The sequence below is a fragment of the Sphingobium sp. MK2 genome (genome assembly GCF_040170545.1).
Taxonomy (GTDB): domain Bacteria; phylum Pseudomonadota; class Alphaproteobacteria; order Sphingomonadales; family Sphingomonadaceae; genus Sphingobium.
The window spans coordinates 1-24459 of sequence record NZ_JAZDXA010000012.1; the positions used below are offsets into that span (position 1 = coordinate 1).

The window sequence follows — 24459 nt, forward strand, 5'->3', positions numbered from 1 at the left end:
CGCACACTATCACGCTCTGGCTTCACAGCGGTTTGTTCCGCTAAGCGCGGTGACATGAAAAAGGCCTCCGTTTTGCGGAGGCCTTTTTCATTTGCGCAATGTGGCAGCGATCACATGTGGATCGGTTTGCCGGTGACCGCCATGGCGGCTTCCTTGATCGCTTCGCTGTGCGTAGGGTGGGCGTGGCAGGTGTAGGCGATGTCTTCGCTCGATGCGCCGAACTCCATCGCCTGTGCCGCCTGCGCGATCATCGTGCCGGCGGGCGTGGCGATGATCCAGACGCCCAGCACCTTGTCGGTTTCAGCATCAGCGATGATCTTCACGAAGCCTTCGGGTTCGTGGTTGGTCTTGGCGCGGCTGTTGGCCATCATCGGGAATTTGCCGACCTTGATCGCGCCTTTTTCCTTCGCGGCTTCTTCAGTCAGGCCAACGCCTGCGATTTCGGGTTTGGTATAGACGACCGAGGGGATCAGGTCGTGGTTCACGATGCCGGTCAGGCCCGCGATATTTTCCGCGACCGCAATGCCTTCATCCTCAGCCTTGTGCGCCAGCATCGGACCGGGAATGACGTCGCCAATCGCCCAGACGCCGGGCACCTTCGTACCGAATTCATGATCGGTTTCGATCTGGCCACGCCCGTTCACTTCCAGGCCAATCTTGTCGAGGCCAAGGCCGTTGGTGTTGGGACGACGCCCGATCGATACCAGCACGACGTCGGCTTCGATCGTTTCGGCGTCCCCACCGGCGGCGGGTTCGACGGTCAGGGTCACGCCCTTGTCATGCGTCTTCGCGCCGGTGACCTTCGTGCCCAGCTTATAGTCGAAGCCCTGCTTCTTGAAGATCTTGTTGGCTTCCTTGCGGACTTCGCCGTCCATGCCGGGCAGGATCTGGTCGAGATATTCGACGACCGTGACCTTGGCACCCAGGCGACGCCATACGCTGCCCATTTCCAGGCCGATGACACCGCCGCCGACGACCACGAGATGACCCGGCACCTTGTCCAGCACCAGCGCGCCGGTCGAATCGACGATCTTGCCGCCGTCATTGTCGACCTCGACGCCGGGCAGCGGCGTGACCGACGAGCCGGTGGCGATGACGATATTCTTCGCCGTCACTTTTTCGCCGTTGATCTCGACCGTGTTGGCGCCGGTGAAGCTGGCCAGGCCTTTGAGCCAGGTCACCTTGTTCTTCTTGAACAGAAATTCGATGCCGCCGGTCAGCCCCTTGACCGCATCGGCGCGCTGGCCTTGCATGGTCGTGAGGTCGAGGCTCATCTTGTCGATCTTGACGCCGAGCTTGGCGAGCGTGCCATTGGCCGCTTCGTCATACAGTTCGGAGGCGTGCAGCATCGCCTTGGACGGGATGCAGCCGACATTGAGGCAGGTGCCGCCCAGCGTATCGCGGCTTTCGGCGCAGGCGGTCTTGAGACCCAACTGCGCGGCGCGGATTGCGGCGACATAACCGCCGGGGCCGGAACCGATTACCAGAACGTCGTAGTCGAAATCGGACATGTTATTCTCCGTTCGCCCTGAGCCTGTCGAAGGGCATTACTGCTTCTTTTGTCCTTTGCACAGAAAGGACGGGGCTTCGACAGGCTCAGCCCGAACGGATATGGTGTCTGATTGCGACTTTTACAGGTCGATCAGCAGGCGGGTCGGGTCTTCGATCGCGTTCTTGACCGCAACGAGGAAGGTTACCGCTTCGCGACCATCGACCATGCGATGATCATAGCTGAGCGCCAGATACATCATCGGGCGGATCACGATCTGACCGTCGCGAACGACCGGGCGGTCTTCGATCCGGTGGAGGCCCAGAACGCCCGACTGGGGCGGGTTGATGATCGGGCTGGACAGCAGCGAGCCGAACACGCCGCCATTGGAAATGGTGAAGGTGCCGCCCTTCATATCTTCCATGGTCAGCTTGCCTTCCTTGGCCTTCTTGCCAAAGCCGCCGATGGTCTTTTCGATCTCGGCAACGCTGAGCGATTCGGCGTTGCGAATGACCGGAACGACGAGGCCGGTGGGGGCCGACACCGCGACCGAGATGTCGCAGAAATTATTGTAGACGATTTCGTCGCCTTCAATCTGCGCATTGACGCCCGGAATGTCGCGGAGCGCCATGCAGACCGCCTTCGTGAAGAAGCCCATGAAGCCCAGACGGACGCCATGCTTCTTTTCGAACAAGTCCTTATACTTCGCGCGCGCCTCGATGATGTTGGTCATGTCCACGTCGTTATACGTGGTCAGCATCGCTGCGGTATTCTGCGCTTCCTTCAAACGCTTGGCGACCGTCTGGCGCAGACGGGTCATCTTCACCCGTTCCTGCGCGCGGGTGGGGCCAGCGGCAGGGGCGTCGGCAGCAGGGGCCGAGGCAGGCGCGGACGCGGCGGCCTTGGCCGTGCCAGCGGCGACGGCGGCGGTAACGTCGTCCTTGGTCAGGCGGCCGTCCTTGCCGGTGCCCTTGATCTTGGACGGGTCAAGGCCATGCTCCAGCACCAGACGGCGCACGGCGGGGGACAGCGTCAGATTGCCGCCTTCCTCCTCGTCCGACGCGGCTGGCGCAGGGGCCGATGCGGCAGGCGCAGGCGCAGCGGCCTCCGCCTTGGCAGCAGCAGCAGGAGCAGGAGCAGCAGCGGCCGCGCCCTCGTTGACCATCGCCAGCAGCGCGCCGACATTCACGGTATCGCCTTCCTTGGCGATGATGTCGCCCAGCGTACCGGCGACTGGCGAGGGCACGTCGACCGCGACCTTGTCGGTTTCCAGGCTGACGATGGGTTCGTCGAGCGCGACGGCTTCACCGGGCTTTTTGAGCCACTGGCCCACGGTTGCTTCGGTAACGGATTCGCCCAGGGTAGGGACTTTGACTTCGGTAGCCATGAGCTTGTTCAGCCTTTCTTCTGGCGTCGGATTTCTTCACGGACGCTGTGACCCAGCGCATCGGCGACGAGGGCACCCTGTTCGGCGACATGGCGTTTGGCGAGGCCCGTTGCGGGCGACGCCGATGCCTTGCGACCGGCATAGCGGGCGCGCATCGGCGCTTTGCCGACGTCCGCCAGGGCTTCCTCGATATAGGGCTCCACATGGAACCACGCGCCATTGTTGCGTGGCTCTTCCTGGCACCAGATCACTTCCTCCAGATTGGGCATGCGCGCCATGCGGATGGAAAGCGCTTCGGTGGGGAAGGGATAGAGCTGTTCGATGCGGACGATCTGGGTGTTCTTGTCCCCGGCCGCATCGCGCGCTTCCATCAGGTCGTAGGCGACCTTGCCCGAACAGAGCACCAGCCGCTTCGTTTCCGCATCGGGTGCCGGATTACTATCCGACAGGATGCGCATGAAGTGGGTGTCGCCCTGGAAATCCTCGGCCTTGCTCACCGCCAGCTTGTGCCGCAGCAGCGACTTGGGCGTCATGATGATGAGTGGCTTGCGGAAGGGACGCAGCATCTGGCGGCGCAGGACGTGGAAATAATTGGCCGGGGTCGTGATGTTGGCGACCTGGATATTCCCTTCGGCGCAGAGCTGAAGGAAGCGTTCCAGACGCGCCGAACTATGTTCCGGTCCCTGTCCTTCATAGCCGTGCGGCAACAGGCAGACGAGGCCGTTGGCGCGCAGCCACTTGCTTTCCGACGAAGCGATATACTGGTCGAAGATGATCTGCGCGCCGTTGGCGAAATCGCCAAACTGCGCTTCCCACAGGACGAGGCTCTTGGGGTCGGCCAGGGCATAGCCATATTCGAAGCCAAGGACACCATATTCGGACAAGGGGCTATCAAGCACCTCGAACCGGCCATGACGGACGGTCGAGAGCGGGATATATTTCTTTTCCGTATTCTGATCGACCCAGACCGAGTGACGCTGACTGAACGTGCCGCGCCCTGAATCCTGGCCCGACAGGCGCACGCCATAGCCTTCCGACAGAAGCGAGCCGAAGGCGAGTGCCTCGCCGGTCGCCCAGTCGAAATTCGCGCCGGTCTTGAACATCTCCGCCTTGGCATCCAGCACGCGCTGGAGCGTCTTGTGGACGGCATGGCCTTCGGGAACGGTGGTCAGCGTCTTGCCCAGGCTTTCCATCAGCTTGGGCGAGATGGCGGATTCGACGCTGCGGCGTGTGGTTTCCGCGTCCGCAGGCTTGTGCAGACCCGACCAGCGACCGGCGAACCAGTCGGCCTTGTTGGCCTTGTAGCTCTTGGAGGCTTCGAACTCGTCTTCCAGATGGGTAACGAACTCGTCCGTTGCCTTGGCCACGAAGTCGTCGCCGATCACGCCTTGTTCCTTGAGGCGCGTGGCATAGACGTTGCTGACCGGGGGATGCTGGCGGATCTTCGCATACATCAGCGGTTGGGTGAACGAAGGTTCGTCGCCTTCATTATGGCCGAAGCGGCGATAGCACCACATGTCGATGACGATGTCGCGGTGGAAGGTCTGGCGATATTCGACCGCCAGTTTGCACGCGAAGGTCACTGCTTCGGGATCGTCGCCATTGACGTGCAGGATCGGTGCCTGAACGCCCTTCGCCACGTCGGACGGGTAGGGCGAGCCGCGCGAAAATTGCGGGCTGGTGGTGAAGCCGACCTGGTTGTTGACGATGAAGTGGATGCAGCCGCCGGTATTATAACCGGCCACCCCGGAGAAGCCGAGGCATTCCCAGACGATGCCCTGACCCGCGAACGCCGCGTCGCCATGGATCAGCACGGGCAGAACCTGCTCATGCTTGGTCAGGTCGTCGCGGAAGGTCTGCTGCGCGCGGACCTTGCCGAGGACGACCGGATCGACGGTTTCGAGGTGCGAGGGGTTGGGGACCAGCGACATATGCACCTTGATCCCGTCGAACTCGCGGTCGGTGGAGGTGCCCAGATGATATTTCACGTCGCCCGAACCGCCGACATCTTCCGGGTTGGCGGTGCCGCCGGAAAATTCGTGGAAGATGACGCGAAAGCCCTTGGCCATCACATTGGCGAGGACGTTGAGGCGGCCGCGATGGGCCATGCCATAGACGATTTCGCGCACGCCCGACTGGCCGCCATATTTGATGACGGCTTCGAGCGCGGGGATCATGGATTCGCCACCGTCGAGGCCAAAGCGCTTGGTGCCGACATATTTGCGGCCCAGGAACTTCTCATATTGCTCGCCCTGGATGACCTTGGCCAGGATCGCCTTCTTACCTTCCGGCGTGAAGATGATTTCCTTGTCCTTGCCTTCCATCCGGTCCTGCAGGAAGCGGCGCTCCTCCACATCGGCGATGTGCATATATTCAAGGCCGACATTGCCGCAATAATTGGCGCGCAGGATCGCGACGATCTCGCTGACGCTGGCAAATTGCAGGCCGAGCGTGCCGCCGAGATAGATTTTCCGGTTGAGGTCGGTCAGGCCGTGAAATTCCGGCGTAAGGTCCGCCGGCAGATCGCGATGGGTCAGGCCCAGCGGATCGAGATTGGCGGCCAAATGACCGCGCACGCGATAGGTGCGGATCAGCATCATCGCGCGGATGGAATCTTCGGCAGCCTGCGCTATGTCGGCATCCGACACCGTCTTGCCCGCGGATTTGGCAGCGGCCTTGACCGCGACCTGCATCTGCGTGGGATCAAGCGCCCCGGTAAGGTCGTCAGTGTCCGACAACGGCCAGTTGGGGCGTGCCCAGCTGGGGCCTTGCTCGATCTCGAAATCCTGGTTTTCGTAACCCATAATATCTTGTCCGATCCGTGCCGCGTGCAGTCGCGGTGCGGGAAGTTAGCGGCCAGGGTGCAGCCCGGCCGCTTCTATATATAGTCGCTTTTTAGCCGTTCAGCACTTCGAGCAGAGTCGTGCCGAGTTCCGAGGGGCTAGCCGCGACCTTGATCCCGGCGGCTTCCATCGCCGCGATCTTGCTTTCCGCGTCGCCCTTGCCACCCGACACGATCGCACCGGCATGGCCCATGCGACGGCCCGGAGGGGCGGTGCGGCCCGCGATGAAGCCGGCCATCGGCTTCTTGCGGCCACGCTTGGCTTCATCCATCAGGAACTGGGCAGCCTGTTCTTCCGCGTCGCCGCCGATTTCACCGATCATGATGATCGATTCGGTCGCGTCGTCGGCCAGGAACAATTCCAGCACGTCGATGAAGTTGGTGCCGTTGACCGGATCACCGCCGATGCCGACAGCCGTGGTCTGGCCGAGGCCCGCGTTCGACGTCTGGAACACGGCTTCATAGGTCAGCGTGCCGGAGCGCGAGACGACGCCGACGCTGCCCTTCTTGAAGATGCTGCCGGGCATGATGCCGATCTTGCACTCGTCGGGGGTCAGGACGCCGGGGCAGTTCGGGCCGATGAGGCGCGACTTGCTGCCCGACAGCGCGCGCTTGACGCGCACCATGTCGAGGACGGGGATGCCTTCGGTGATGCAGATGATCAGCGGGATTTCCGCGTCGATCGCTTCGAGGATCGAGTCGGCGGCAAATGGTGGCGGCACATAGACGACCGACGCATCGGCACCGGTCTTGGTCTTGGCTTCCAGCACGGTGTCGAACATGGGCAGGCCGATATGGGTCTGGCCGCCTTTGCCCGGCGTGACGCCAGCAACCATCTGCGTGCCATAGGCCAGCGCCTGTTCGGTATGGAAGGTGCCAGTGGCACCGGTCATCCCTTGGGTGATGACCTTGGTATTCTTGTTGACGAGAATGCTCATTTATCTCTCCGAAAAAAATCGAACCACCGCTTTTTCGGTGCCCCTACGTTGGTATCGATAGATTGGAATTGCTTCGTAATATCCCGCCAAATCCCACCCGATGGCGTTCTTAAACTTTCGCCTGGAAAATAGATTTCTCCATCCCCCTCATCTCCGCTCACATCGTAGAACCCTACCTGATGTTCGACGGCTGACTTCCGCACAGCGTCATATGCCTCCTCGGCTACCGACCAGCGGAAATCCAGATAGATGATATTCTTACCGAAGCTGTAGCCGGTAATCTGCGGATTATCGATCTGACTGTCATCTACCTCTTGCATATTGGGCCAATTCGCAAGCATCGCTTGATACCAACCTTGCAAACTGGGACACGCCGTAGCTGGATCGAATGAGCTGTCGTCTTCTGGCCAATCAGTTTGTTGCTGATACCAAGCTTGAAACGCCGCGCGATCACGCGGCGCTTCAGCAGGGTTAAAGACCATCAGATCGTAGCTCACAGCTACCCCCGCCGCTTACGCCAGCGAGCCGTCAATGTTTTTGCAGGCGTCGAGCAGTTCCTTGACTGCATCGACCGACACCTGGAGGTTGCCCTTGGCCTCTTCATTCAGCTCGATTTCGATGACCTGCTCGACGCCGTCCTTGCCGATGATCACGGGCACGCCGACATAGAGATTGTCGACGCCATATTGGCCGGTGAGGTTGGCGGCGCAGGGCAGCAGGCGCTTCTTGTCGCCCAGATAGGCTTCAGCCATCGCGATCGCGCTGGTGGCGGGCGCGTAGAAGGCCGAGCCGGTCTTGAGCAGGCCGACGATCTCGCCGCCGCCCGAACGGGTACGCTGAACGATGGCGTCGATGCGCTCCTGCGTCGAGCGACCCTGCTTGATGAGGTCGGGGACGGGGATGCCGGCGACGGTCGAATATTCGATGACCGGGACCATCGTGTCGCCATGGCCACCCAGCACGAAGCTGGTGACGTCCTTGGCCGACACCTGGAATTCCTCGGCGAGGAAGTGATTGAAGCGCGAGCTGTCGAGGACGCCAGCCATGCCCACGACCTTATTGTGGGGCAGGCCGGAAAATTCGCGCAGCGCCCACACCATCGCGTCGAGCGGGTTGGTGATGCAGATGACGAAAGCGTCGGGGGCGTTGGCGGCGATGCCTTCGCCCACGGCCTTCATGACCTTGAGGTTGATGCCCAGCAGGTCGTCGCGGCTCATACCCGGCTTGCGGGCGACGCCGGCGGTGACGATGATGACGTCAGCGCCTGCAATGTCGGCATAGTCGTTGGAGCCAGTGATCTTGGCATCGAAGCCTTCGACCGCGCCGCACTGCGACAGGTCGAGCGCCTTGCCCTGGGGGATGCCTTCGACGACGTCGAACAGGACGATGTCGCCAAGGCCCTTCAGAGCGGCGAGATGCGCCAGCGTGCCACCAATATTGCCAGCGCCGATGAGCGCGATCTTCTTACGGGCCATATATCTGTCATCCTCCAAGTCTTGACTACTGGAATTGATGCCTCGCCTACGCCCTTCGAACGGGGGTTTCAACCTGTCAAAGGTGGGAAGTCGGATTTATCTTTGCAATTCATTCGCAGTTGCATTAAAAGCGATTCACACGCTGTCGCTCCCGGCTCCTACCCTGGTCGGTGAGCCTTCCCTGCAGCGCTACCCTGCCGGATGCCTTCCCGACGGAAGGCATCCGGTCTATTTTTCGCAGGATATGGACAAGAAGATTGCGCCGTGATGACGGCGCTGCGCGCTATAACGTGCCGCAACGCGACCTATTTGGGGCCGTGGCCGAGCGCGAGATAATCGTCGGATTGCATTTCCATGAGGCGCGAGACGGTGCGTTCAAATTCGAACGCGCCATCGCCCTGCGGATAGAGCTGGGCCGGTTCCGCATCGGCCGAGGCCAGCAATTTGACCTTATATTCGTAGAGCGAGTCGATCAGCGTGACGAAGCGGGCGGCTTCGTTGCGGTTTTCAGGCCCCAGCACCGGGATGCCGACGATGATAACCGTATGATATTTGCGCGCGATCGCCAGATAGTCGGGTGCGCCGCGGGCTTCGGCGCACAGGCGCTTGAACGAGAAGACGGCGACGCCCTTGAGGCTTTTGGGCACATGCAGCGTGCGGCCGCCCTGCACCGGGATATCTTCGGAAGGGACATGGGCGCGGTCGGACGGCGGATAGTCGGTCAGGCGGAAGAAGGCGGTGCTGAGCGCGGCGGTGGCTTCGTCGCCATTGGGGCAGTGCCATAGCGTCGCATCGCCCAGCCGGTCGCGGCGATAGTCGGTCGGGCCATTGAGTGTCTGCACATCGAGCCGATCCTTGATCAGGTCGATGAAGGGCAGGAAAAGCTGCCGATTGAGGCCGTTCTTGTAGAGTTCGTCGGGTTCGCGGTTGGAGGTGGTGACGATCGTCACCCGCTTTTCCAGCAACCCCGTGAACAGGCGAGACATGATCGCGGCGTCGGCCATATTGTTGACGACCATTTCGTCGAAACAGATCAGCCGTGCATTCTCCGCCAGCGCGTCCACGACCGGCGGGATAGGATCGCCCTTTTCCGATTTGCGCGCCTCGGCCAGGCGGGCGTGGACGTCGAGCATGAACTCGTGGAAATGGGCGCGGGCCTTACGCTGGATTTTCACCGTGTCGAAGAACAGGTCCATCAACATGGATTTGCCGCGCCCGACACCGCCCCACATATAGAGGCCGCGCGGCGGTTCGGGGGCCTTGCGCAACAGCCGCCACAGCGTCGAGCCGCGTTCGGGGGCGGCTTCCAACTGTTGTTGCAGCGCATCTAGCCGCACGGCGGCGGCGCGCTGGTCGGGATCGGCGCGTAATTCTCCGGCAGCGATCAACGCTTCGTAGCGAGCGAGGACACCAGTCATTTTGCGGGCGGCGCCTTACGGATCGTGGCGGTGGAGGCGGCGACGGGTTCGCCATCCTGTGTCATCAACATCCGCAGGAACAGCAGGCGGCCGGTTTCGCGCAACAGATCGACCTGTGCCAGCAGCAGCGGGCCGACGCGCCCGGCGCCCAGATATTGCATCGACAGGTCGATGGTCACGCCATGGATCTGGTCCTTATGCCCCATCGCCCAGAGCGCACCGAAATAAGCATGGTCGGCAAAGGCGGCGAGGAAGCCGCCATGGAGCGTGTCGAGCCGGTTGCGATGGCTGGACCGGGTTTCCAGCGCGACTTCCGCCCGGCCGGGCGAGAGTTCGCGCATATAGCCACGGCCGATCGCCTGCAAAAACGTATCGGGGTGCGGGTCGGACCATGCGATCCAGCCCGCCCATTGCCCGTCCGTCAGTGGCTGACCCCCGGCGACACCATCACTGTTCAAGATCAAAGCTGCCGTTCGACCATCATCTTCTTGGTCTCGGCGATCGCCTTGGCCGGCGACAGACCCTTGGGGCAGACATTGGCGCAGTTCATGATGGTGTGGCAGCGATAGAGGCGGAAGGGATCTTCCAACTCGTCGAGGCGGTCACCCGTATATTCGTCGCGGCTGTCGGCCAGCCAGCGATAGGCCTGGAGCAGGATGGCTGGACCCAAGAACTTGTCGCTGTTCCACCAATAGGAGGGGCAACTGGTCGAGCAGCAGGCGCACAGAATGCACTCATAGAGGCCGTCCAGCTTTTCGCGGTCGGCGGGCGACTGGAGTCGCTCCTTGCCCGATGGCGGCGGCGACACGGTCTTGAGCCAGGGCTGGATCGAGTTGTACTGGGCGTAGAAATGCGTGAAATCGGGCACCAGATCCTTGATCACGTCCATATGCGGCAGCGGCGTGATCTTTACGTCCTTGCCCGAACATTCGTCGATCGCGGTGGTGCAGGCCAGGCCGTTCTTGCCGTTCATGTTCATCGAACAGGAGCCGCAAATGCCTTCGCGGCAGGAGCGGCGGAAGGTCAGCGTGGTATCATATTCATTCTTGATCTTGATGAGCGCGTCCAGAACCATCGGCCCGCACTGGTCGAGATCAACCTCGAACGTGTCGTAACGCGGGTTTTGCCCGGAGTCGGGATCATAGCGATAGACTTTGAAGCTGCGCACATTGGTTGCGCCTGCGGGGGCGGGGTGGGTCACACCCTTACCGCTGATCTTGCTGTTCTTGGGCAACGCAAATTCGGCCATCGCTCGTCGAGCCTCTTTCAGAGTGTCGTTCGGTTGCGGCCCGCATACCAAAATATGGGCAAAGGTCCAGCACCTACAAAAGGGAATGCGACGCGCGCCCTTGCAAAAGCCCCTATATCGCCGCTAGGCCTCCAGCCCGTCTGGAGTGGCTTTCGCGCATGGACATCGCCTTTCTCGCCATTGCCGAAGCGCAGCAGCTTTATCATTGGTTGCCCGCTGCGCTGGAACTGGCGCGGCGTCCGGGGGTGCGGGTGCATGTGTTGTCGCCATCGGACGCGATACTGGATCTGGTGGCGGGGTACGACACAGAGCAGCGGTTACGGCCGGTACGGCTGCGGCGCTTTTCGGGGCAGCCCGACTCGCTGTTCCGCCAGCCTTCGCGGATATGCATATTGCTTGGCAATTACCGGACGATCGCGGCCTTTCCGCTGTTGGTGACGACCGAGATTTCCACCGCCTGGTTGCGGCGGGTGCCGGGATTCGCGTCGCGACTGGTGCTGATCAAACATGGCGCGGGCGACCGAGAGGGGGGCTATAAGAAGCGCCATGCCGATTTCGACCTGACGCTGGTAGCGGGCGAAAAAGATCGTCGCCGGATGATCGAACGGGGGCTGTGCACGGCGGATAAGGTCGCGGTCGGCGGCTATGCCAAGTTCGAGCTGAAGGCGGCGCGGCAGCGATTCTTCGCCGACGACAAGCCGGTACTGCTCTATAATCCGCATTTCGACCCCGATCTGTCCTCCTGGGTGCGGCATGGCCCGGCGATGCTGGCGGCGCTGGAGTCGCTCAAGGGCTGGAATGTCATCATCGCGCCGCACACCAAGCTGGCGCAGGGGGTGGCACCGATCGTCAGCGCCGCGCCGCATATCCGCGTCGACATGGGCAGCCGCCATGCGATCGACATGAGCTATACGATGAGCGCCGACGTCTATCTGGGCGATGTATCGAGCCAGGTGTATGAATTTCTGATCCAACCGCGGCCTTGCATCTTCCTCAATCTCGACCGGCGTGACGCCAGTAGTGACGCCTTTGCGCATTGGCGGCTGGGACAGGTGATCGAGACGCCTGACGCGCTTTCAGCAGCACTTGGTCGTGCGAACGACTTGCAACCCGGCTTCGTTGCTGCGCAGGAAGCGGCCATGGAGCAATCCATCGATCTGTCGCCGATTCCCGCGTCGCGGCGGCAGGCCGACATCATAATGACCTTCGCGAAAGCGCCTGCATGACTGAGACAATGACCACTGCCCTTGGCCCCATTCGCATGCTGGGGCGCAATGCCACGCCGATCTGGGGCATGACCAATGCCGAACGGAACCGCCGGATGGCGGAAAGCGCGGCGAAGAATGGCAGCGCGCTGGCACCGGGGCATGAACTGGTCTTTAACCTGACCTATGCGTTCGATCCGCTGCTGTTGCGGTTGGTGCTGGAGACGCCGGGGACGGTCTTTGCCTGGGGCGGCGTGCCGGTCGTGGGGCAGGTGCCGCAGGGACATGATCCGATGCAGGCGACCGTGATCGACCTGTCCGATGGGCGCAAACTCTATAACCGGCAGTTGCGCAAGCTGGAGCAGCCGATGGTGCGCGAACTGACTCCCGCGACCCGGCGCGCGATCGAGCGGCACAGCTATTTCGGCGCCTATAAGGGCGTGACGGACGTGCTGACCAAATATCTGTGGCCCGAATTGGCGTTGGTGCTGACGCGGATCGCGGCGCAGCTCAAGATGACGCCCAATATGGTGTCGGTGATCGGGGTGACGCTGTGCCTCATCGCGACCTTCCTGTTTGCCGAAGGGATGTACTGGACCGGATTCCTGTGCGGCTTCATCTTCATGGTGCTGGATACGGTGGACGGAAAGCTGGCGCGTTGCACCATCACCTCGTCCAAATGGGGCAATGTGATCGACCATGGCGTCGATCTGGTTCATCCGCCCTTCTGGTGGTATTTCTGGGGGACGGGGTTGGCCGCCTGGGGCCTGTCGCTGACGGGGCAGGCGTTTATCCTGGTTATGGCGGCGGTGGTCGTCGGCTATGTGCTGCAACGGCTGATCGAGGGGGCGTTCCTCAAGGATTTCGGCATGGATATCCATGTCTGGCGGCGGTTCGACAGCCAGTTTCGGCTGGTAACGGCGCGGCGCAACCCGAACATGGTGATCCTGTTCGTGGCGCTGCTGTTGGGGCGACCCGATATCGGGTTGGTGGCGCTGGCCTGGTGGACGGTGATTTCGCTGGTCGTGCATGCGGTGCGGCTGGCGCAGGCCTATGGCGTTAAGCGGTCGGGACGACCGATCGTCAGTTGGATGGATGAGGCGGCGGCATGAACGAGACGATATTGAAGTTCGGCTGGCCCGCCAGCCTGATCGCGGAGTTTGCGCATTGGGTGGTGCTGCTGCGCCCGGCGCAGCCGACGCTGGGGTCGCTGGTCCTGGCGGCGAAGAGCGACGCGACCGCGTTCGGGGATTTGCCCGCCGAAGCCCATGCCGAACTCAAGATCGTCACCGGGGCGATCGAAGCGGCGTTGCGGGCGGCGGTCGGCTATCAGAAGATCAACTATCTGATGCTGATGATGGTCGATCCGCATGTCCATTTCCATGTCCTGCCGCGCTATGAGGGCGAGCGCAGCGGCGGCGGGCTGACGGTGCGGGATGCGGGCTGGCCGGGGCAGCCGGATTTGAGCGCGGCGGTCGCGTCCGATGAAGCGCTACGCGATTGGGTGGCCTCCTATTTCGAGGCTGTGCAGCCCTGAGGCCTCAGCCGCCGAAATCGGGTTTCCGCTTGGCGCGGAAGGCCGCCACCCCTTCGGCGAAGTCGGGCAGGGTGAAGGCGTCGCGGAACAGCGCCAATGTCCTGTCGTCATCATCGGCCTGGCCATCCAGAATGCGGCGGATGATCGCCTTGGAGGATCGGACGCTATGCTGGGCATTGGCGGCGATGGTGCGGGCAAGGGCGTCCGCTTCCGCCAGCGGATCGGCGGCGATCTGGTCTATGAGGCCGATGGCGAGCGCGGTGTCCGCGTCGTGCAGCGCGCCGGTGAAGAGGATGCGCTTGGCGCGGGCCGGGCCGACAAGATCGACCAGCAATTTGGTGTCGAACAGCGAATAGACGATGCCGAGCTTGGCGGGCGTGATGCCGAGCCGCGCGGCGGGCGAGGCGATCCGCAGGTCGCAGGCGATGGCGAGGCCGCAGCCACCGCCGACGCAATCGCCGTCGATCGCGGCGATCACCGGCTTGTCGGCATGGGCGAGCGCATATTGGGTATTACGGATCGCTGTCTGGTTCGCCATGCGCCAGTCGGGATCGCCGGAACAGGCCGCAAATTCGTCGATATCCGCCCCGGCGCAAAAGAGGCCGGGCGTGGCCGACGCGAGGATCAACACGCGGATGGTGTCATCGGCCATGGCGTAGTGAACGAGGGCCGGCAGTGTTTCCCACATCGCCTGCGTCATGGCGTTGCGCCGGGCCGGGCGGTCGATCAGCAGCCGGGCGACCGGGCCTTCGCGCTCCAGCCGCAGGGTCATTGCGGCCAGCCTTGCAGCAGGGGCAGCAATTCGTCGAAATGATGGATGATGGCATCGGCCTGCAAATCCTCGACCGGGCCGTCGAGGAAGCCGAAGCTGACCGCGACGCTGGCGATGCCTGCATTGCGCGCGCCCGCTATGTCGTTGATCGTGTCGCCGATGAAGATGGTGCGGCCGCCGCCTGCGCGCTCGATCATGGCGTGGATCGGCGCGGGGTCGGGCTTGCCGACGCCGACCGTATCGCCGCCGATGATGCTGGCGAAACGGTGCGACAGGCCGAGCTGATCCATCAACGGCAGGGCGAAACGCTCCGCCTTGTTGGTGCAGATGGCGAGCGTGACGCCCGCCGCCGCCAGCGCATCCATCGCGTCGAGCAGGCCGGGATAGGGGATGGAATGCAGAGCGAGATTCTGTTGGTAATAGTCGAGCAGCACCGGGAGCAGTTGCGCCAGCAAGGCATCGTCCTGCGCGTCCGACGCCGCCAGCGCGCGGTCCAGCATGACCCTGGCCCCCTGACCGACGAAGGGGCGGATGGCCGCGACGGGGAAGGGGACAAGGCCGACCGTGCCGATGGCATGGTTGACCGCCGCGGCGAGATCGCCGCTGGTGTCGATCAAGGTGCCGTCAAGGTCGAAGCCGACGATATCGAAAGGAATATGGGCCATGGCCGCGCCATGCCGCGTGGGCGGTGGCAAAGGCAAGCCAAACATGGCAGAGCCTTGGGCATCAATCTTTTTATCAGGGACAAAGCCATCGTGACTGCCGCCCGTCCTCTCGCCGTCATCATCCTTGCCGCAGGCCAAGGCACGCGCATGAAATCTGCGCTGCACAAGGTTTTGCACCCGGTCGCGGGGCGGCCGATGCTGCTGCACCTGCTGGCCAGCGTCGCCGCGCTGGAGCCGGAGCGGCAGGTGGTGGTGGTCGGTGCGGGTCGGGAGCAGGTCGAGGCGGCGGTGGCGGGCACCGGCGCGGTGATCGCGGTGCAGGACAGGCAGTTGGGCACTGGTCATGCGGTCGCCCAAGCGCATGACGCGCTGGCCGGATTCGCGGGCGATGTGCTGATCCTGTACGGCGATGTGCCTTTGGTCAGTGCGACGACGATGCGGGCGATGCTCGACCGGCTGAACCGGGGCGACGATCCGCGCGCAGTGGTGCTGGGCTTCCGCCCCGATGATGCCGCCGCCTATGGCCGGATCATCGCCGATGGGCAGGGCATGATCGGCAAGATGGTGGAGTATAAGGATGCGAGCGAAGCCGAGCGCGCGGTGACGTTGTGCAATAGCGGGCTGATGGCGGTGCGGTCGACCGACCTGTTCGTGCTGCTCGACCAGATCGGCAACGACAATGCCGCTGGCGAATATTATCTGCCCGACATCATCATGCTGCCGGGCGCGCAAAGCGCCGTCATCGAGACGGAAGCCTGGGAAGTGGCGGGGGTCAACAGCCGGGTCGAACTGGCGGGCGTGGAAGCGATGTGGCAGGCGCGTCGCCGGATCGAGGCGATGCGCGAGGGCGTGACATTGGTGGCGCCGGAGACGGTGTTTTTCGCCCATGACACGGTGCTGGGCCGCGACGTGGTGGTGGAGCCGAACGTCGTGTTCGGGCCGGGCGTGACGGTGGCCGACGATGTCGTGATCCACGCCTTTTCCCATCTGGAGGGTGCGCGCATCGAGCGCGGCGCGACGATCGGTCCCTATGCGCGGCTGCGGCCTGGTGCGGAGATCGGGGTCAGGGCCAAGGTCGGCAATTTCGTCGAGATCAAGAAGGCGCGGCTGGGCGAGGGGGCGAAGGTCAATCATCTGTCCTATATCGGCGATGCGGGCGTGGGCGCGGGCGCCAATATCGGCGCGGGGACGATCACCTGCAATTATGACGGCTTCTTCAAATATCGCACGGAAATCGGTGCGGGGGCGTTCATCGGATCGAACAGCGCGCTGGTCGCGCCGGTCAGGATCGGTGACGGCGCGATCGTCGCAGCCGGCAGCGTGGTGACGCAGCCGGTGGGCGATGATGCGTTGTGCCTGGTGCGGCCCGCGCAGGTGAGCAAGCCGGGTTGGGCGGCGGCTTTTCGTGAGCGGATGGTGGCGAAGAAGGCAGTGCCCAAGGAATGAGGCTGGTCCGGCCGCATCCCTGGCTGACGGTGTTGGCAGGATTGCTCATCGCGACTTTGGCCTTTGCGGGCTGGCTCATCCTCAATGCGCGCGCCATGCCGGTGGTGCGGCGTGCGGAGGTGGTGTTGCCCTTTCCCGCCGATGCACCACGTGTCCCGGTCACGGTCGCCCTGCTGACCGATACGCATCTGTCGGGGCCGGACAATAGCCCGGCGCGGATGGCGCGGATCGTGGCGCAGATCAATGCGCTCAAGCCCGACCTCATCCTGCTGGGCGGCGATTATATCGGTGATGCCAAGGGTGGCGCGACCTATGATGCGCGGGCGAGCATCGCGCCTTTTGCGGGGCTGCGCGCGCCGCTGGGTGTCGTCGCGGTGCTGGGCAATCATGACAGCCGCAGCGAGAAGAACCAGCGCGCGCTGAGCGGCGCGGACTGGCAGGCGGCCTTTGCGCGCATGGGCATCACCCTGTTGCAGGATGACGCGGTGCGGCGGGGGCCGCTGGTGATCGGCGGGTTGCAGGATGTTTATACGCGCAGGATCGACCTGCCCGCGACGCTGGCGGCGATGGCGCGGGTGGGCGGTGCGCCGCTGATCCTGTCGCACGGGCCGGATGTGTTTCCGGCTTTGCCCGATGCGCCGTCGCTGACACTGGTGGGGCATACCCATTGCGGGCAGGTAGCGCTGCCCTTTGCGGGCATCGTCTATGTGCCGTCGAAATATGGCACCCGCTATGCTTGCGGCCTGTATCGCGATGGGGCGAGGACGATGATCGTGGCGGGCGGGGTTGGCACCAGCGGATTGCCGATTCGGATGCTGGCACCGCCGGATATCTGGCTGATCACTGTCCGGCCACAGTGAGACGCCTGTTGACATGATATCATGATATGATATCAATCTATCATCATGCGTTTCCTGGCTGACATTCCCGACGAAGACGTCAAATGGCTCGATCAACTCGCGCGCGAGCAGGGCAAGTCGCGCGCGGCCGTGCTGCGGGAGGCGGTTTCGGCCTATCGTCCGCAAACGTCGAAAGATTGGCTGCAGCAGGGCTTTGGCGCGTGGGCGCGGAATGGCGTGTCGATCGATCCCCACGAATATGAACGTGCGCGGCGGGCGGAATGGACCCGGCCCTGGGACGATGATTATGACGAAGTCCGCGCCGCATCTCCCGAATATTTCACGGAAGAAGATGATAAGGAGCGGGCGCATTATCTGGCGTTGACCAAAAAGGCGGCCGAGACGCACCAGAAGAACAGCGCATGAGCGGTTACAGCTTGGACGCCAACATCGTTATCGACGCCCTTTTGAATCACGAACCCGCGCATCGCGAACTTTCCCGCATAGCTGATAGCGGTGCGCGGATGTGGCTCAGCCGCATGGCGTGGATCGAGATATTGTCCAAAGGGAATGAAACGGCCGTGCGTGAGGTGCTGATGTTTTTGGCACAGTTCGGCCTGGACGAAATCGATGACGAGATATCGCATCGGGCGGCTGCGCTGCGCCGTGAACGCGCGAGGCTAAAGTCGCCCGACGCCATCATCCTGGCCACGGCCCAGTTGCGCGGTCGCGTGCTGGTGACACGAAATACAAAGGATTTCCCGGCAGAGATGCCAGGTATCCGCGTTCCCTATACACTCTGAAAGGCTTCCCGGCACATGTGCGGCATTATCGGTATCATCGGCAGGGACGACGTGGCGGAGCGGCTGGTCGATGGATTGAAGCGGCTGGAATATCGCGGCTATGACAGCGCGGGCGTCGCCACGGTTTATGATGGCGCGATCGAGCGGCGGCGGGCGGAGGGGAAACTCGCCAATCTGGTGACTGAATTGCGCGATGAGCCGCTGCCCGGCACCACCGGCATCGCCCATACCCGTTGGGCAACCCACGGCGCGCCGACGACGAGCAACGCGCATCCCCATGCGACGCGCGAAGTGGCGCTGGTCCACAATGGCATTATCGAGAATTTCAAGCCGCTGCGTGCCGAACTCATGGCGCGCGGGCGCATCTTCGACAGCCAGACCGATACCGAAGTGGTCGCGCATCTGGTGAGCGAATTGGTGGAGCAGGGCGTTTCGCCGCGAGATGCCGTCGCGCAGGTCTTGCCGCGCCTGCATGGTGCGTTCGCGCTGGCGATATTGTTCCGCAGTCATCCCGACATGCTGATCGGCGCGCGGCTGGGGTCGCCGCTTGTCGTGGGCTATGGCGATGGCGAGACCTATCTGGGGTCGGACGCGCTGGCGCTGGCGCCGTTGACGCAGCGGATCGCCTATCTGGAAGAGGGCGACTGGGTCGTCATCACCAAGGATGGCGCGGAGATTTTCGACAAGGATAATCAGCCGGTCGAACGGCCGGTGACGCTGTCCGGCGTGTCGGGGGCGATGATCGACAAGGGCAATCATCGCCACTTCATGCAGAAGGAGATTTTCGAGCAGCCGGTGGTCGTCGCCCAGACGCTGCGCGCTTATCTGCGCCGGATGGAGAATGAGGTCGCCATGCCCGACATGGATTTCGACCTGGGTCAGGTGAAGCGCATCACCATCGTCGCGTGTGGCACCAGCTACTATGCCGGGCTGGTCGCCAAATATTGGTTCGAGAAATTCGCGCGTGTCGCCGTCGATATCGATGTGGCGAGCGAGTTCCGCTATCGCGATCCGGTGCTGGAGCCGGGCGGGCTGGCGCTGTTCATCAGCCAGTCGGGCGAGACGGCGGACACGCTGGCGGCTTTGCGCCATGCCAGGGCGGAGGGGCAGATCATCGCGGTGGTGGTCAATGTGCCCACCAGTTCGATGGCGCGCGAGGCCGACCTGTTGCTGCCCACCCATGCCGGGCCGGAGATCGGCGTCGCCTCGACCAAGGCGTTCACCTGCCAGTTGGCCGTGCTGGCGGCGCTGGCGGCCAATCTGGCGCGGGCGAAGGGCAAGCTGACGCCGGAGGAAGAGGCCGAGATCGTCTGGCACCTGTCCGAAGCGCCTGCTGCGCTCAATGAAGCGCTGAGCCGCGACGGGCAGATCGAAGCGATGGCGCATCTGATCGCGCCGGCGCGCGATGTGCTGTATCTGGGCCGCGGGCCGGATTATCCGATGGCGCTGGAGGGGGCGCTCAAGCTCAAGGAAATCAGTTATATCCATGCCGAGGGCTATGCCGCTGGCGAGATGAAACATGGGCCGATCGCGCTGATCGACGAACTGGTGCCGGTGATCGTCATCGCGCCGAGTGGGCCATTGTTCGAGAAGACCGTCAGCAACATGCAGGAAGTGCAGGCGCGCGGCGGCAAGGTGGTGCTGATTTCCGATGCGGAAGGGATTGCCTTGGCCGGTGAAGGCTGCATGGCGACAATCGAAATGCCTAAAGTGCATCCGCTGATCGCGCCGCTCGTCTATGCGGTGCCGGTGCAGTTGCTGGCCTATCATGTCGCGGTGGCCAAGGGCACCGATGTCGATCAGCCGCGCAACCTCGCCAAGTCGGTGACGGTGGAGTGAGCGAGGATATGTTCGCGTCGCCGGTCATCCCCGGCCCGGACATATTGACCGTCAGCTTCGACCATTGGGAAGGGCCGCTCGACCTGTTGCTGACGCTGGCGCGCGGGCAGAAGGTCGATCTGCGCGAAATTTCGATCCTGGCACTGACCGAACAATATCTCGCCTTCATTGATGGCGCGCGGCAATTGAAGCTGGAATTGGCGGCCGATTATCTGGTGATGGCGGCGTGGCTCGCTTATCTGAAATCCTCGCTGCTGCTGCCCCGGCAGGAACAGCCCGATCCCAGTCCTGAGGAGATGGCGCTGCGCCTGCAATTGCGGTTGCAACGCCTGAACGCGATGCGCGATGCCGCCGCGCGGTTGATGGCGCGGGACCGGATCGGGCGCGATGTGTTCCTGCGGCGCAAGCCCGAAGGGTTGCGGCTGGTCCGCAAGACGCAATGGCGCGCCAGCCTCTATGACCTCATCCAGACCTATGGCCAGATCCGCGCGCGCACACGGCCGGTGGTTCACACCATTGCGCGGCGGCCGGTGATGACGCTGGACGAAGCAATCCAGCGTGTCGGCGCGCTGGTCGGTATGGCGATCGACTGGACCAGGCTGGAGTCGTTCCTGCCCGAAGATCTGGACGGACCAAAGGCCAAGTCGGCGCTGGCGAGCAGTTTCGTCGCGGCGCTGGAACTGGCGCGGCAGGGGCGGGTGGAATTGCAGCAGGACGGGATTTTCCAGCCGCTCTATCTGCGCGCGGCGACCCCTGGAGCCGGAGCATGACCATGAGCAGGAATGGGGAACCCGACGATTTCCGGCGCGCGGTGGAGGCGGCTTTATTCGTGGCGGAAGCGCCGATGACGCCTGCGGAGCTTAAGTTGCATGTCGGCGAGGGCGACCTGACGGCGGCGCTGGCGGGATTGGCGGACGATTATGCCGGGCGCGGCGTCAATCTGGTCGAGCGGGGCGGGCGCTGGCATTTCCAGACCGCGCCGGACCTGGCGCATATCCTGCGCCGCGAAAAGGACGAGCCGCGCAAATTGTCGCGCGCGGCGATGGAGACGCTGGCGATCATCGCCTATCATGAGCCGGTCAGCCGCGCCGAGATCGAGGCGATCCGGGGCGTGCAGGTGGCCAAGGGGACGCTGGACGTGCTAATGGAAGCGGGCTGGGTGCGGCCCGCAGGGCGGCGCGAAGTGCCGGGCCGACCGCTCATCTATGCGACGACGATGGATTTTCTCACCCATTTCGGGCTTGGCAGCCGTCGCGATTTGCCGGGGGTTGAGGATTTGCGGGCCGCCGGCCTGCTCGATCCGGTCGATTTGGCGCTGGAGGGTCTGGGTGGCCAATCCGTTCTGGAAACTGACGACGATGTGGCCTAGATAGGTCTGCTTACTGGAGTATTGAAAATGGGTTCCTTCTCGCTGATGCACTGGGTCATTGTGCTCCTGGTCGTCATGCTGCTGTTCGGTGGCGGCCGGATTTCCGGCCTGATGGGTGACGTCGCTAAGGGTATCAAGAGCTTCAAGAAGGGCATGGCCGACGATGATGACGCCACGCCCACCAAGCCTGCCAGCCGTATCGAGGGGCATCGCGTGCCTGAACAGGATGCGACCGTGACCACGGAAGACAAGACCAAGGTCTGATTCGTACAATCTGGTAGACCAGTCCTATGTTTGGCATCGATTCCACCGAGTTTCTGGTGATCGTGATCATTGCGGTGATCGTGATCGGGCCAAAGGACTTGCCGCGCGCGCTCTACAAGGTGGGGCAGATCATCGGCAAGGCGCAGGGCATGGCCCGGCATTTCCGTACCGGCCTCGACGCGATGGTGCGTGAAGTCGAGCTGGAAGAACTGGAAAAGAAATGGGCCGACCAGAATAAGCGGATCATGGCCGAACATCCGCCGGAGACCGCAGCGCCCGCAATGGAAGCGCTGGACGCGCCTGATGCTGGCGAAGAAAAGCCGCCCTATGTCGCGCCATCTGCCGATGCGTTGGTCGAGACGCCGACTGTCAAAGCCGAGACTGCGCCTGTCGCCGCCGTTGATGGGCCGCCCTATGTCGCTGGGGCGTCCGCCGTTTCCAAGGGAGATGCGGCGGCATGATCGGCGATATTGACGAGAGCAAGGCACCCCTGCTCGACCATTTAATCGAGCTTCGTGGCCGCCTGCTTAAATGCGTCTATGCGCTGGCCCTGACCGGAGCGCTGTGTTTCTATTTTTCCGAACAGCTTTTCGCGATCCTGGTTCATCCGCTCAAGGAAGCCTTTGGCGATGGTGGCGGCAAGCTGGTCTATACCAAACTCTACGAAGCCTTTTTCGTGCAGGTGAAGATCGCCTTCTTCGGGGCCTTCTGCCTCTCCTTTCCGATCATCGCCAACCAGCTTTGGGCGTTCGTTGCACCGGGACTATATGCCAAGGAAAAGAAGGCCCTGCTGCCCTTCATTCTCGCGACGCCCTTTCTGTTCGGGATGGGCGCGAGCCTTGCCTATTTCGTGGTGATGCCGACGGCGTTCCACTTCTTCCTGGAGTTTCAGGGCAATAGCAGCGGCTTGCAGGTCGAGGCGCTGCCCAGCGCGGATGCCTATCTGGGGCTGGTGATGCAATTCATCCTGGCGTTCGGCATCAGCTTTCTGATGCCGGTGCTGCTGATGCTGCTGAACCGGGCGGGCTTCGTAAGTCGGGCGCAACTAATCGGCTTGCGCCGCTATATGATCGTTGCGGCCTTCATTATCGCGGCCGTGCTGACGCCACCCGACGTGGTGTCGCAACTCATGCTCGCGATTCCGCTTTTGCTGCTCTACGAGGTCACGATCATGGCGATCTGGTTCACCGACCGACGCAAGAGCGAGGTCGAAGACGCTGCAGAGGTGTCAGCCTGACACGTAAAAAAGAGGCCTGCCATTTTGGGGCAGACCTCATTGATGCCTGGGAGGCAATTCAGAAAATCGTAGCGGTCAATCGACCGCACGTTCCACCGCTTCTCCCGCGCTCTGGACATCGCGGCCAGCGCCTTCGACGGTGTTGCAGGCGGCGACCATCAGCGAGCCGGTGAGCAGCAGGGCTGCGAAAATCTTCTTCGTCATAGATCGTCTCCTTGAGAAACTCTGCGACCGTATGGGTTCTATCATCCGGTGACGCAGGTCAGAACCCGCCGCCCGACAAAGCGTTCCGGTGCGGAAAAATTTAACAATTTCAAATGCTGGGTATGCCCGTAAAAAGGTTGAGCCCGGAATGCGTCGGGGGGGGAAGCATTCCGGGCTCATAATATTGGACAGCAAGAGCGGGGGGCAAAAGATTTGCTGTCCTGAATATAGAACCCACAAGGCCGAAATCTGGTTCCAGACCGGCATCAAAAATTTGCACTTTTTATCGCGCGTCTTTTCAAAGACTTTGATGGTCAATCGGCCGTTAAGAATAAAAAGCCTGCCGGCCATCGTCGAAAGTCAGATCAGCGGGCGGCCGCTATTGCGATATTCGGGGCGGATCGTGGATTCCGGCAGGCTGTCATCAGCCTTGGGCGCGGGCGGTGTCCAGCCGATCGCAGGCGCAGCGGTTGCTGGTGCAGGGACGCTGTAGACGGGGGCGAGCAGTTCGACGGGGGCTACCGGGCGGGCGGGCCAGACGCGGCGCGCGGGGCCGGACTGGGTTTCCCGGCCCAGATAGACCGCGCGGAAGGCGGCGGGCGTGCCGTTGAAGCCGGGGTTACGATAGAAGATATGCGCGCCGATGACCGCCACGGCATGCAGGCGGGACGACCAGTCCGGGCGAACGGCGAGCGTGTGATAATGGGTGGCGAGGCCGACCGGCGCATAGACGGTGCCGCTCAGCGCCTCCTGCGCGACGCGGCGGGCGCGGTTCCAAGAGGCAGCCGCAGGCAGCCGCGCCATCGCGCCGTCACAGCTAAACGTGAACTGGCAACGATAGTCGGTGCGCTCGGACCCCTCATAGACGACGCCGCAGACCGTATCGGGCCAGAGTTGGCTGCGCACCCGGTTGAGAACCACTTGCGCGACGGCGCGCTGGCCGTCTTCCGGTTCGTTTCCGGCTTCATAATAGATGGCCGAGGTCAGGCAATTGACCGCGCGATAGCTGTCGAGCGGGGTGAGGCCGCGAAAGATGGTGGCGGGGGCGGCCTTGACCGCATCGAGGCCCAGCACATGCTGGCTCTGTACGGTTTCGACGCCTGGCACGGGGTCGAACGCGCCCTGCGCGAAGAAAAAGGCCGAGCCGGGGAAATTCGCGGCCGATTCTTCGGCGGGATCGGCCGACGCGCGGTCCTGGTCGCCATCGAGCATGTCGAGCGGTGCGGCGGTGATGAAGCGAGGCGCGGCCAGCGCCAACAGCGCAAGTCCTATGACCGCGCTGCGTCCCTTCCATCCGCTGAACCGTTCGAGCCGCTGCATTTCAAGACCTTATAGCCGCAGCCAAGGGCTGCCTGCGCTGCCCCATAAGCCAAAAAGCTAAAAATTGCCTGCCGGATTTTGCGCTGTGCCGCGATGGGACGTTAACCAGCGGCCGCGTTAACAATCGGCTCTTTCACACGGCCATCATTCCCTTGCTTGGC

At 62.9% G+C, this 24459-nt stretch carries 26 protein-coding genes; 13 read left to right on the top strand and 13 right to left on the bottom strand.

What is annotated here, in order from left to right:
• Window positions 1-110: 110 nt before the first annotated feature.
• The 9 genes from lpdA to V2I08_RS07805 form a co-directional block, all read right to left on the bottom strand.
• The gene (gene lpdA / locus V2I08_RS07765; RefSeq protein WP_349634591.1) at window positions 111-1511 is read right to left on the bottom strand and encodes a dihydrolipoyl dehydrogenase; all 1401 of its coding nucleotides are present in this window, start codon (window positions 1509-1511) and stop codon (window positions 111-113) included.
• Between the two features lie 120 nt (window positions 1512-1631).
• Window positions 1632-2876: a 2-oxoglutarate dehydrogenase complex dihydrolipoyllysine-residue succinyltransferase gene (gene odhB, locus V2I08_RS07770; RefSeq protein ID WP_349634592.1), complete on the bottom strand. Its 1245-nt coding sequence runs from the start codon at window positions 2874-2876 to the stop codon at window positions 1632-1634.
• A gap of 8 nt (window positions 2877-2884) precedes the next feature.
• The gene (locus tag V2I08_RS07775) at window positions 2885-5680 is read right to left on the bottom strand and encodes a 2-oxoglutarate dehydrogenase E1 component (RefSeq protein WP_349634593.1); all 2796 of its coding nucleotides are present in this window, start codon (window positions 5678-5680) and stop codon (window positions 2885-2887) included.
• A 91-nt stretch (window positions 5681-5771) separates the two neighbouring features.
• Entirely contained in the window at window positions 5772-6656 is an 885-nt protein-coding gene (gene sucD / locus V2I08_RS07780; protein WP_096062546.1) for a succinate--CoA ligase subunit alpha, read from the bottom strand.
• Complete coding sequence (locus V2I08_RS07785; RefSeq protein WP_349634594.1) at window positions 6653-7153, bottom strand: hypothetical protein; 501 nt, start codon at window positions 7151-7153, stop codon at window positions 6653-6655. The genes sucD and V2I08_RS07785 overlap by 4 nt, the downstream gene beginning before the upstream one ends.
• Before the next feature lie 15 nt (window positions 7154-7168).
• Window positions 7169-8131, bottom strand: coding sequence for a malate dehydrogenase (gene mdh / locus V2I08_RS07790; protein ID WP_349634595.1), 963 nt, complete (start codon window positions 8129-8131; stop codon window positions 7169-7171).
• 305 nt (window positions 8132-8436) lie between these two features.
• Window positions 8437-9549 carry a cell division protein ZapE gene (zapE, locus tag V2I08_RS07795; protein ID WP_349634596.1) on the bottom strand — a complete coding sequence of 371 codons (1113 nt, stop codon included), beginning with the start codon at window positions 9547-9549 and terminating at the stop codon, window positions 8437-8439.
• Window positions 9546-10007, bottom strand: a complete 462-nt coding sequence (locus V2I08_RS07800; protein WP_037480764.1) for a PaaI family thioesterase — start codon at window positions 10005-10007, stop codon at window positions 9546-9548. Before V2I08_RS07800 ends, zapE begins: the two co-directional genes overlap by 4 nt.
• Window positions 10008-10009: 2 nt before the next feature.
• Window positions 10010-10798 (bottom strand): succinate dehydrogenase iron-sulfur subunit, encoded by a 789-nt coding sequence (locus tag V2I08_RS07805; RefSeq protein ID WP_037480303.1) that lies wholly within the window; start codon window positions 10796-10798, stop codon window positions 10010-10012.
• Between the two features lie 158 nt (window positions 10799-10956).
• Between V2I08_RS07805 and V2I08_RS07810 the strand changes: the two genes are divergently transcribed.
• Genes V2I08_RS07810 through V2I08_RS07820 form a run of 3 tightly spaced genes read left to right on the top strand, consistent with a single transcriptional unit; the run spans window position 10957 to window position 13540 of the window.
• Window positions 10957-12024, top strand: a complete 1068-nt coding sequence (locus V2I08_RS07810) for a glycosyl transferase (RefSeq protein WP_349634597.1) — start codon at window positions 10957-10959, stop codon at window positions 12022-12024.
• Window positions 12021-13115 carry a CDP-alcohol phosphatidyltransferase family protein gene (locus V2I08_RS07815; RefSeq protein ID WP_349634598.1) on the top strand — a complete coding sequence of 365 codons (1095 nt, stop codon included), beginning with the start codon at window positions 12021-12023 and terminating at the stop codon, window positions 13113-13115. Before V2I08_RS07810 ends, V2I08_RS07815 begins: the two co-directional genes overlap by 4 nt.
• Complete coding sequence (locus V2I08_RS07820; protein ID WP_349634599.1) at window positions 13112-13540, top strand: HIT family protein; 429 nt, start codon at window positions 13112-13114, stop codon at window positions 13538-13540. Before V2I08_RS07815 ends, V2I08_RS07820 begins: the two co-directional genes overlap by 4 nt.
• A gap of 4 nt (window positions 13541-13544) precedes the next feature.
• Here the strand turns inward: V2I08_RS07820 and V2I08_RS07825 are convergent, their stop codons facing one another.
• On the bottom strand, window positions 13545-14312 hold the full coding sequence (locus tag V2I08_RS07825; RefSeq protein WP_349634600.1) for an enoyl-CoA hydratase-related protein: 768 nt from the start codon (window positions 14310-14312) through the stop codon (window positions 13545-13547).
• A complete protein-coding gene (locus V2I08_RS07830) occupies window positions 14309-14977 on the bottom strand; it encodes an HAD-IA family hydrolase (protein WP_349634601.1) in 669 nt (222 codons plus the stop codon). The genes V2I08_RS07825 and V2I08_RS07830 overlap by 4 nt, the downstream gene beginning before the upstream one ends.
• 147 nt (window positions 14978-15124) lie before the next feature.
• Here V2I08_RS07830 and glmU point away from each other — a divergent pair, with 147 nt between their 5' ends.
• Genes glmU through tatC form a run of 10 tightly spaced genes read left to right on the top strand, consistent with a single transcriptional unit; the run spans window position 15125 to window position 22774 of the window.
• Window positions 15125-16423 carry a bifunctional UDP-N-acetylglucosamine diphosphorylase/glucosamine-1-phosphate N-acetyltransferase GlmU gene (glmU, locus tag V2I08_RS07835; protein ID WP_349634638.1) on the top strand — a complete coding sequence of 433 codons (1299 nt, stop codon included), beginning with the start codon at window positions 15125-15127 and terminating at the stop codon, window positions 16421-16423.
• Window positions 16420-17283, top strand: a complete 864-nt coding sequence (locus V2I08_RS07840) for a metallophosphoesterase (RefSeq protein WP_349634602.1) — start codon at window positions 16420-16422, stop codon at window positions 17281-17283. The genes glmU and V2I08_RS07840 overlap by 4 nt, the downstream gene beginning before the upstream one ends.
• Before the next feature lie 45 nt (window positions 17284-17328).
• Window positions 17329-17688: a ribbon-helix-helix domain-containing protein gene (locus tag V2I08_RS07845; protein WP_349634603.1), complete on the top strand. Its 360-nt coding sequence runs from the start codon at window positions 17329-17331 to the stop codon at window positions 17686-17688.
• The gene (locus V2I08_RS07850; RefSeq protein WP_037476631.1) at window positions 17685-18065 is read left to right on the top strand and encodes a PIN domain-containing protein; all 381 of its coding nucleotides are present in this window, start codon (window positions 17685-17687) and stop codon (window positions 18063-18065) included. Before V2I08_RS07845 ends, V2I08_RS07850 begins: the two co-directional genes overlap by 4 nt.
• Window positions 18066-18080: 15 nt before the next feature.
• The gene (glmS, locus tag V2I08_RS07855) at window positions 18081-19904 is read left to right on the top strand and encodes a glutamine--fructose-6-phosphate transaminase (isomerizing) (protein WP_349634604.1); all 1824 of its coding nucleotides are present in this window, start codon (window positions 18081-18083) and stop codon (window positions 19902-19904) included.
• An 8-nt stretch (window positions 19905-19912) separates the two neighbouring features.
• Window positions 19913-20674: a ScpA family protein gene (locus tag V2I08_RS07860; RefSeq protein WP_349634605.1), complete on the top strand. Its 762-nt coding sequence runs from the start codon at window positions 19913-19915 to the stop codon at window positions 20672-20674.
• Window positions 20675-20676: 2 nt separating this feature from the next.
• Window positions 20677-21273, top strand: a complete 597-nt coding sequence (gene scpB / locus V2I08_RS07865; RefSeq protein ID WP_349634606.1) for an SMC-Scp complex subunit ScpB — start codon at window positions 20677-20679, stop codon at window positions 21271-21273.
• Window positions 21274-21300: 27 nt separating this feature from the next.
• Window positions 21301-21537: a twin-arginine translocase TatA/TatE family subunit gene (locus V2I08_RS07870; RefSeq protein ID WP_349634607.1), complete on the top strand. Its 237-nt coding sequence runs from the start codon at window positions 21301-21303 to the stop codon at window positions 21535-21537.
• Window positions 21538-21563: 26 nt separating this feature from the next.
• Window positions 21564-21998, top strand: a complete 435-nt coding sequence (tatB, locus tag V2I08_RS07875) for a Sec-independent protein translocase protein TatB (protein ID WP_349634608.1) — start codon at window positions 21564-21566, stop codon at window positions 21996-21998.
• A complete protein-coding gene (gene tatC, locus V2I08_RS07880) occupies window positions 21995-22774 on the top strand; it encodes a twin-arginine translocase subunit TatC (RefSeq protein ID WP_310221784.1) in 780 nt (259 codons plus the stop codon). Before tatB ends, tatC begins: the two co-directional genes overlap by 4 nt.
• Window positions 22775-22849: 75 nt before the next feature.
• On the opposite strand, the gene V2I08_RS07885 is transcribed toward tatC, so the two are convergent.
• Window positions 22850-22978, bottom strand: coding sequence for an entericidin A/B family lipoprotein (locus tag V2I08_RS07885; protein WP_037476638.1), 129 nt, complete (start codon window positions 22976-22978; stop codon window positions 22850-22852).
• 360 nt (window positions 22979-23338) lie between these two features.
• The gene (locus V2I08_RS07890) at window positions 23339-24298 is read right to left on the bottom strand and encodes a cell wall hydrolase (protein ID WP_349634609.1); all 960 of its coding nucleotides are present in this window, start codon (window positions 24296-24298) and stop codon (window positions 23339-23341) included.
• Window positions 24299-24459 lie beyond the last annotated feature (161 nt).

Excerpts from the sequence above, each read along its gene's own strand:
- lpdA (WP_349634591.1), bottom strand. The coding sequence starts at position 1,511 with ATGTCCGATTTCGACTACGACGTTCTGGTAATCGGTTCCGGCCCCGGC.
- odhB (WP_349634592.1), bottom strand. The coding sequence starts at position 2,876 with ATGGCTACCGAAGTCAAAGTCCCTACCCTGGGCGAATCCGTTACCGAA.
- V2I08_RS07775 (WP_349634593.1), bottom strand. The coding sequence starts at position 5,680 with ATGGGTTACGAAAACCAGGATTTCGAGATCGAGCAAGGCCCCAGCTGG.
- sucD (WP_096062546.1), bottom strand. The coding sequence starts at position 6,656 with ATGAGCATTCTCGTCAACAAGAATACCAAGGTCATCACCCAAGGGATG.
- mdh (WP_349634595.1), bottom strand. The coding sequence starts at position 8,131 with ATGGCCCGTAAGAAGATCGCGCTCATCGGCGCTGGCAATATTGGTGGC.
- zapE (WP_349634596.1), bottom strand. The coding sequence starts at position 9,549 with ATGACTGGTGTCCTCGCTCGCTACGAAGCGTTGATCGCTGCCGGAGAA.
- V2I08_RS07805 (WP_037480303.1), bottom strand. The coding sequence starts at position 10,798 with ATGGCCGAATTTGCGTTGCCCAAGAACAGCAAGATCAGCGGTAAGGGT.
- V2I08_RS07810 (WP_349634597.1), top strand. The coding sequence starts at position 10,957 with ATGGACATCGCCTTTCTCGCCATTGCCGAAGCGCAGCAGCTTTATCAT.
- V2I08_RS07815 (WP_349634598.1), top strand. The coding sequence starts at position 12,021 with ATGACTGAGACAATGACCACTGCCCTTGGCCCCATTCGCATGCTGGGG.
- V2I08_RS07820 (WP_349634599.1), top strand. The coding sequence starts at position 13,112 with ATGAACGAGACGATATTGAAGTTCGGCTGGCCCGCCAGCCTGATCGCG.
- V2I08_RS07825 (WP_349634600.1), bottom strand. The coding sequence starts at position 14,312 with ATGACCCTGCGGCTGGAGCGCGAAGGCCCGGTCGCCCGGCTGCTGATC.
- V2I08_RS07830 (WP_349634601.1), bottom strand. The coding sequence starts at position 14,977 with ATGGCCCATATTCCTTTCGATATCGTCGGCTTCGACCTTGACGGCACC.
- glmU (WP_349634638.1), top strand. The coding sequence starts at position 15,125 with ATGAAATCTGCGCTGCACAAGGTTTTGCACCCGGTCGCGGGGCGGCCG.
- V2I08_RS07840 (WP_349634602.1), top strand. The coding sequence starts at position 16,420 with ATGAGGCTGGTCCGGCCGCATCCCTGGCTGACGGTGTTGGCAGGATTG.
- V2I08_RS07845 (WP_349634603.1), top strand. The coding sequence starts at position 17,329 with ATGCGTTTCCTGGCTGACATTCCCGACGAAGACGTCAAATGGCTCGAT.
- V2I08_RS07850 (WP_037476631.1), top strand. The coding sequence starts at position 17,685 with ATGAGCGGTTACAGCTTGGACGCCAACATCGTTATCGACGCCCTTTTG.
- glmS (WP_349634604.1), top strand. The coding sequence starts at position 18,081 with ATGTGCGGCATTATCGGTATCATCGGCAGGGACGACGTGGCGGAGCGG.
- V2I08_RS07860 (WP_349634605.1), top strand. The coding sequence starts at position 19,913 with ATGTTCGCGTCGCCGGTCATCCCCGGCCCGGACATATTGACCGTCAGC.
- scpB (WP_349634606.1), top strand. The coding sequence starts at position 20,677 with ATGAGCAGGAATGGGGAACCCGACGATTTCCGGCGCGCGGTGGAGGCG.
- V2I08_RS07870 (WP_349634607.1), top strand. The coding sequence starts at position 21,301 with ATGGGTTCCTTCTCGCTGATGCACTGGGTCATTGTGCTCCTGGTCGTC.
- tatB (WP_349634608.1), top strand. The coding sequence starts at position 21,564 with ATGTTTGGCATCGATTCCACCGAGTTTCTGGTGATCGTGATCATTGCG.
- tatC (WP_310221784.1), top strand. The coding sequence starts at position 21,995 with ATGATCGGCGATATTGACGAGAGCAAGGCACCCCTGCTCGACCATTTA.
- V2I08_RS07885 (WP_037476638.1), bottom strand. The coding sequence starts at position 22,978 with ATGACGAAGAAGATTTTCGCAGCCCTGCTGCTCACCGGCTCGCTGATG.
- V2I08_RS07890 (WP_349634609.1), bottom strand. The coding sequence starts at position 24,298 with ATGCAGCGGCTCGAACGGTTCAGCGGATGGAAGGGACGCAGCGCGGTC.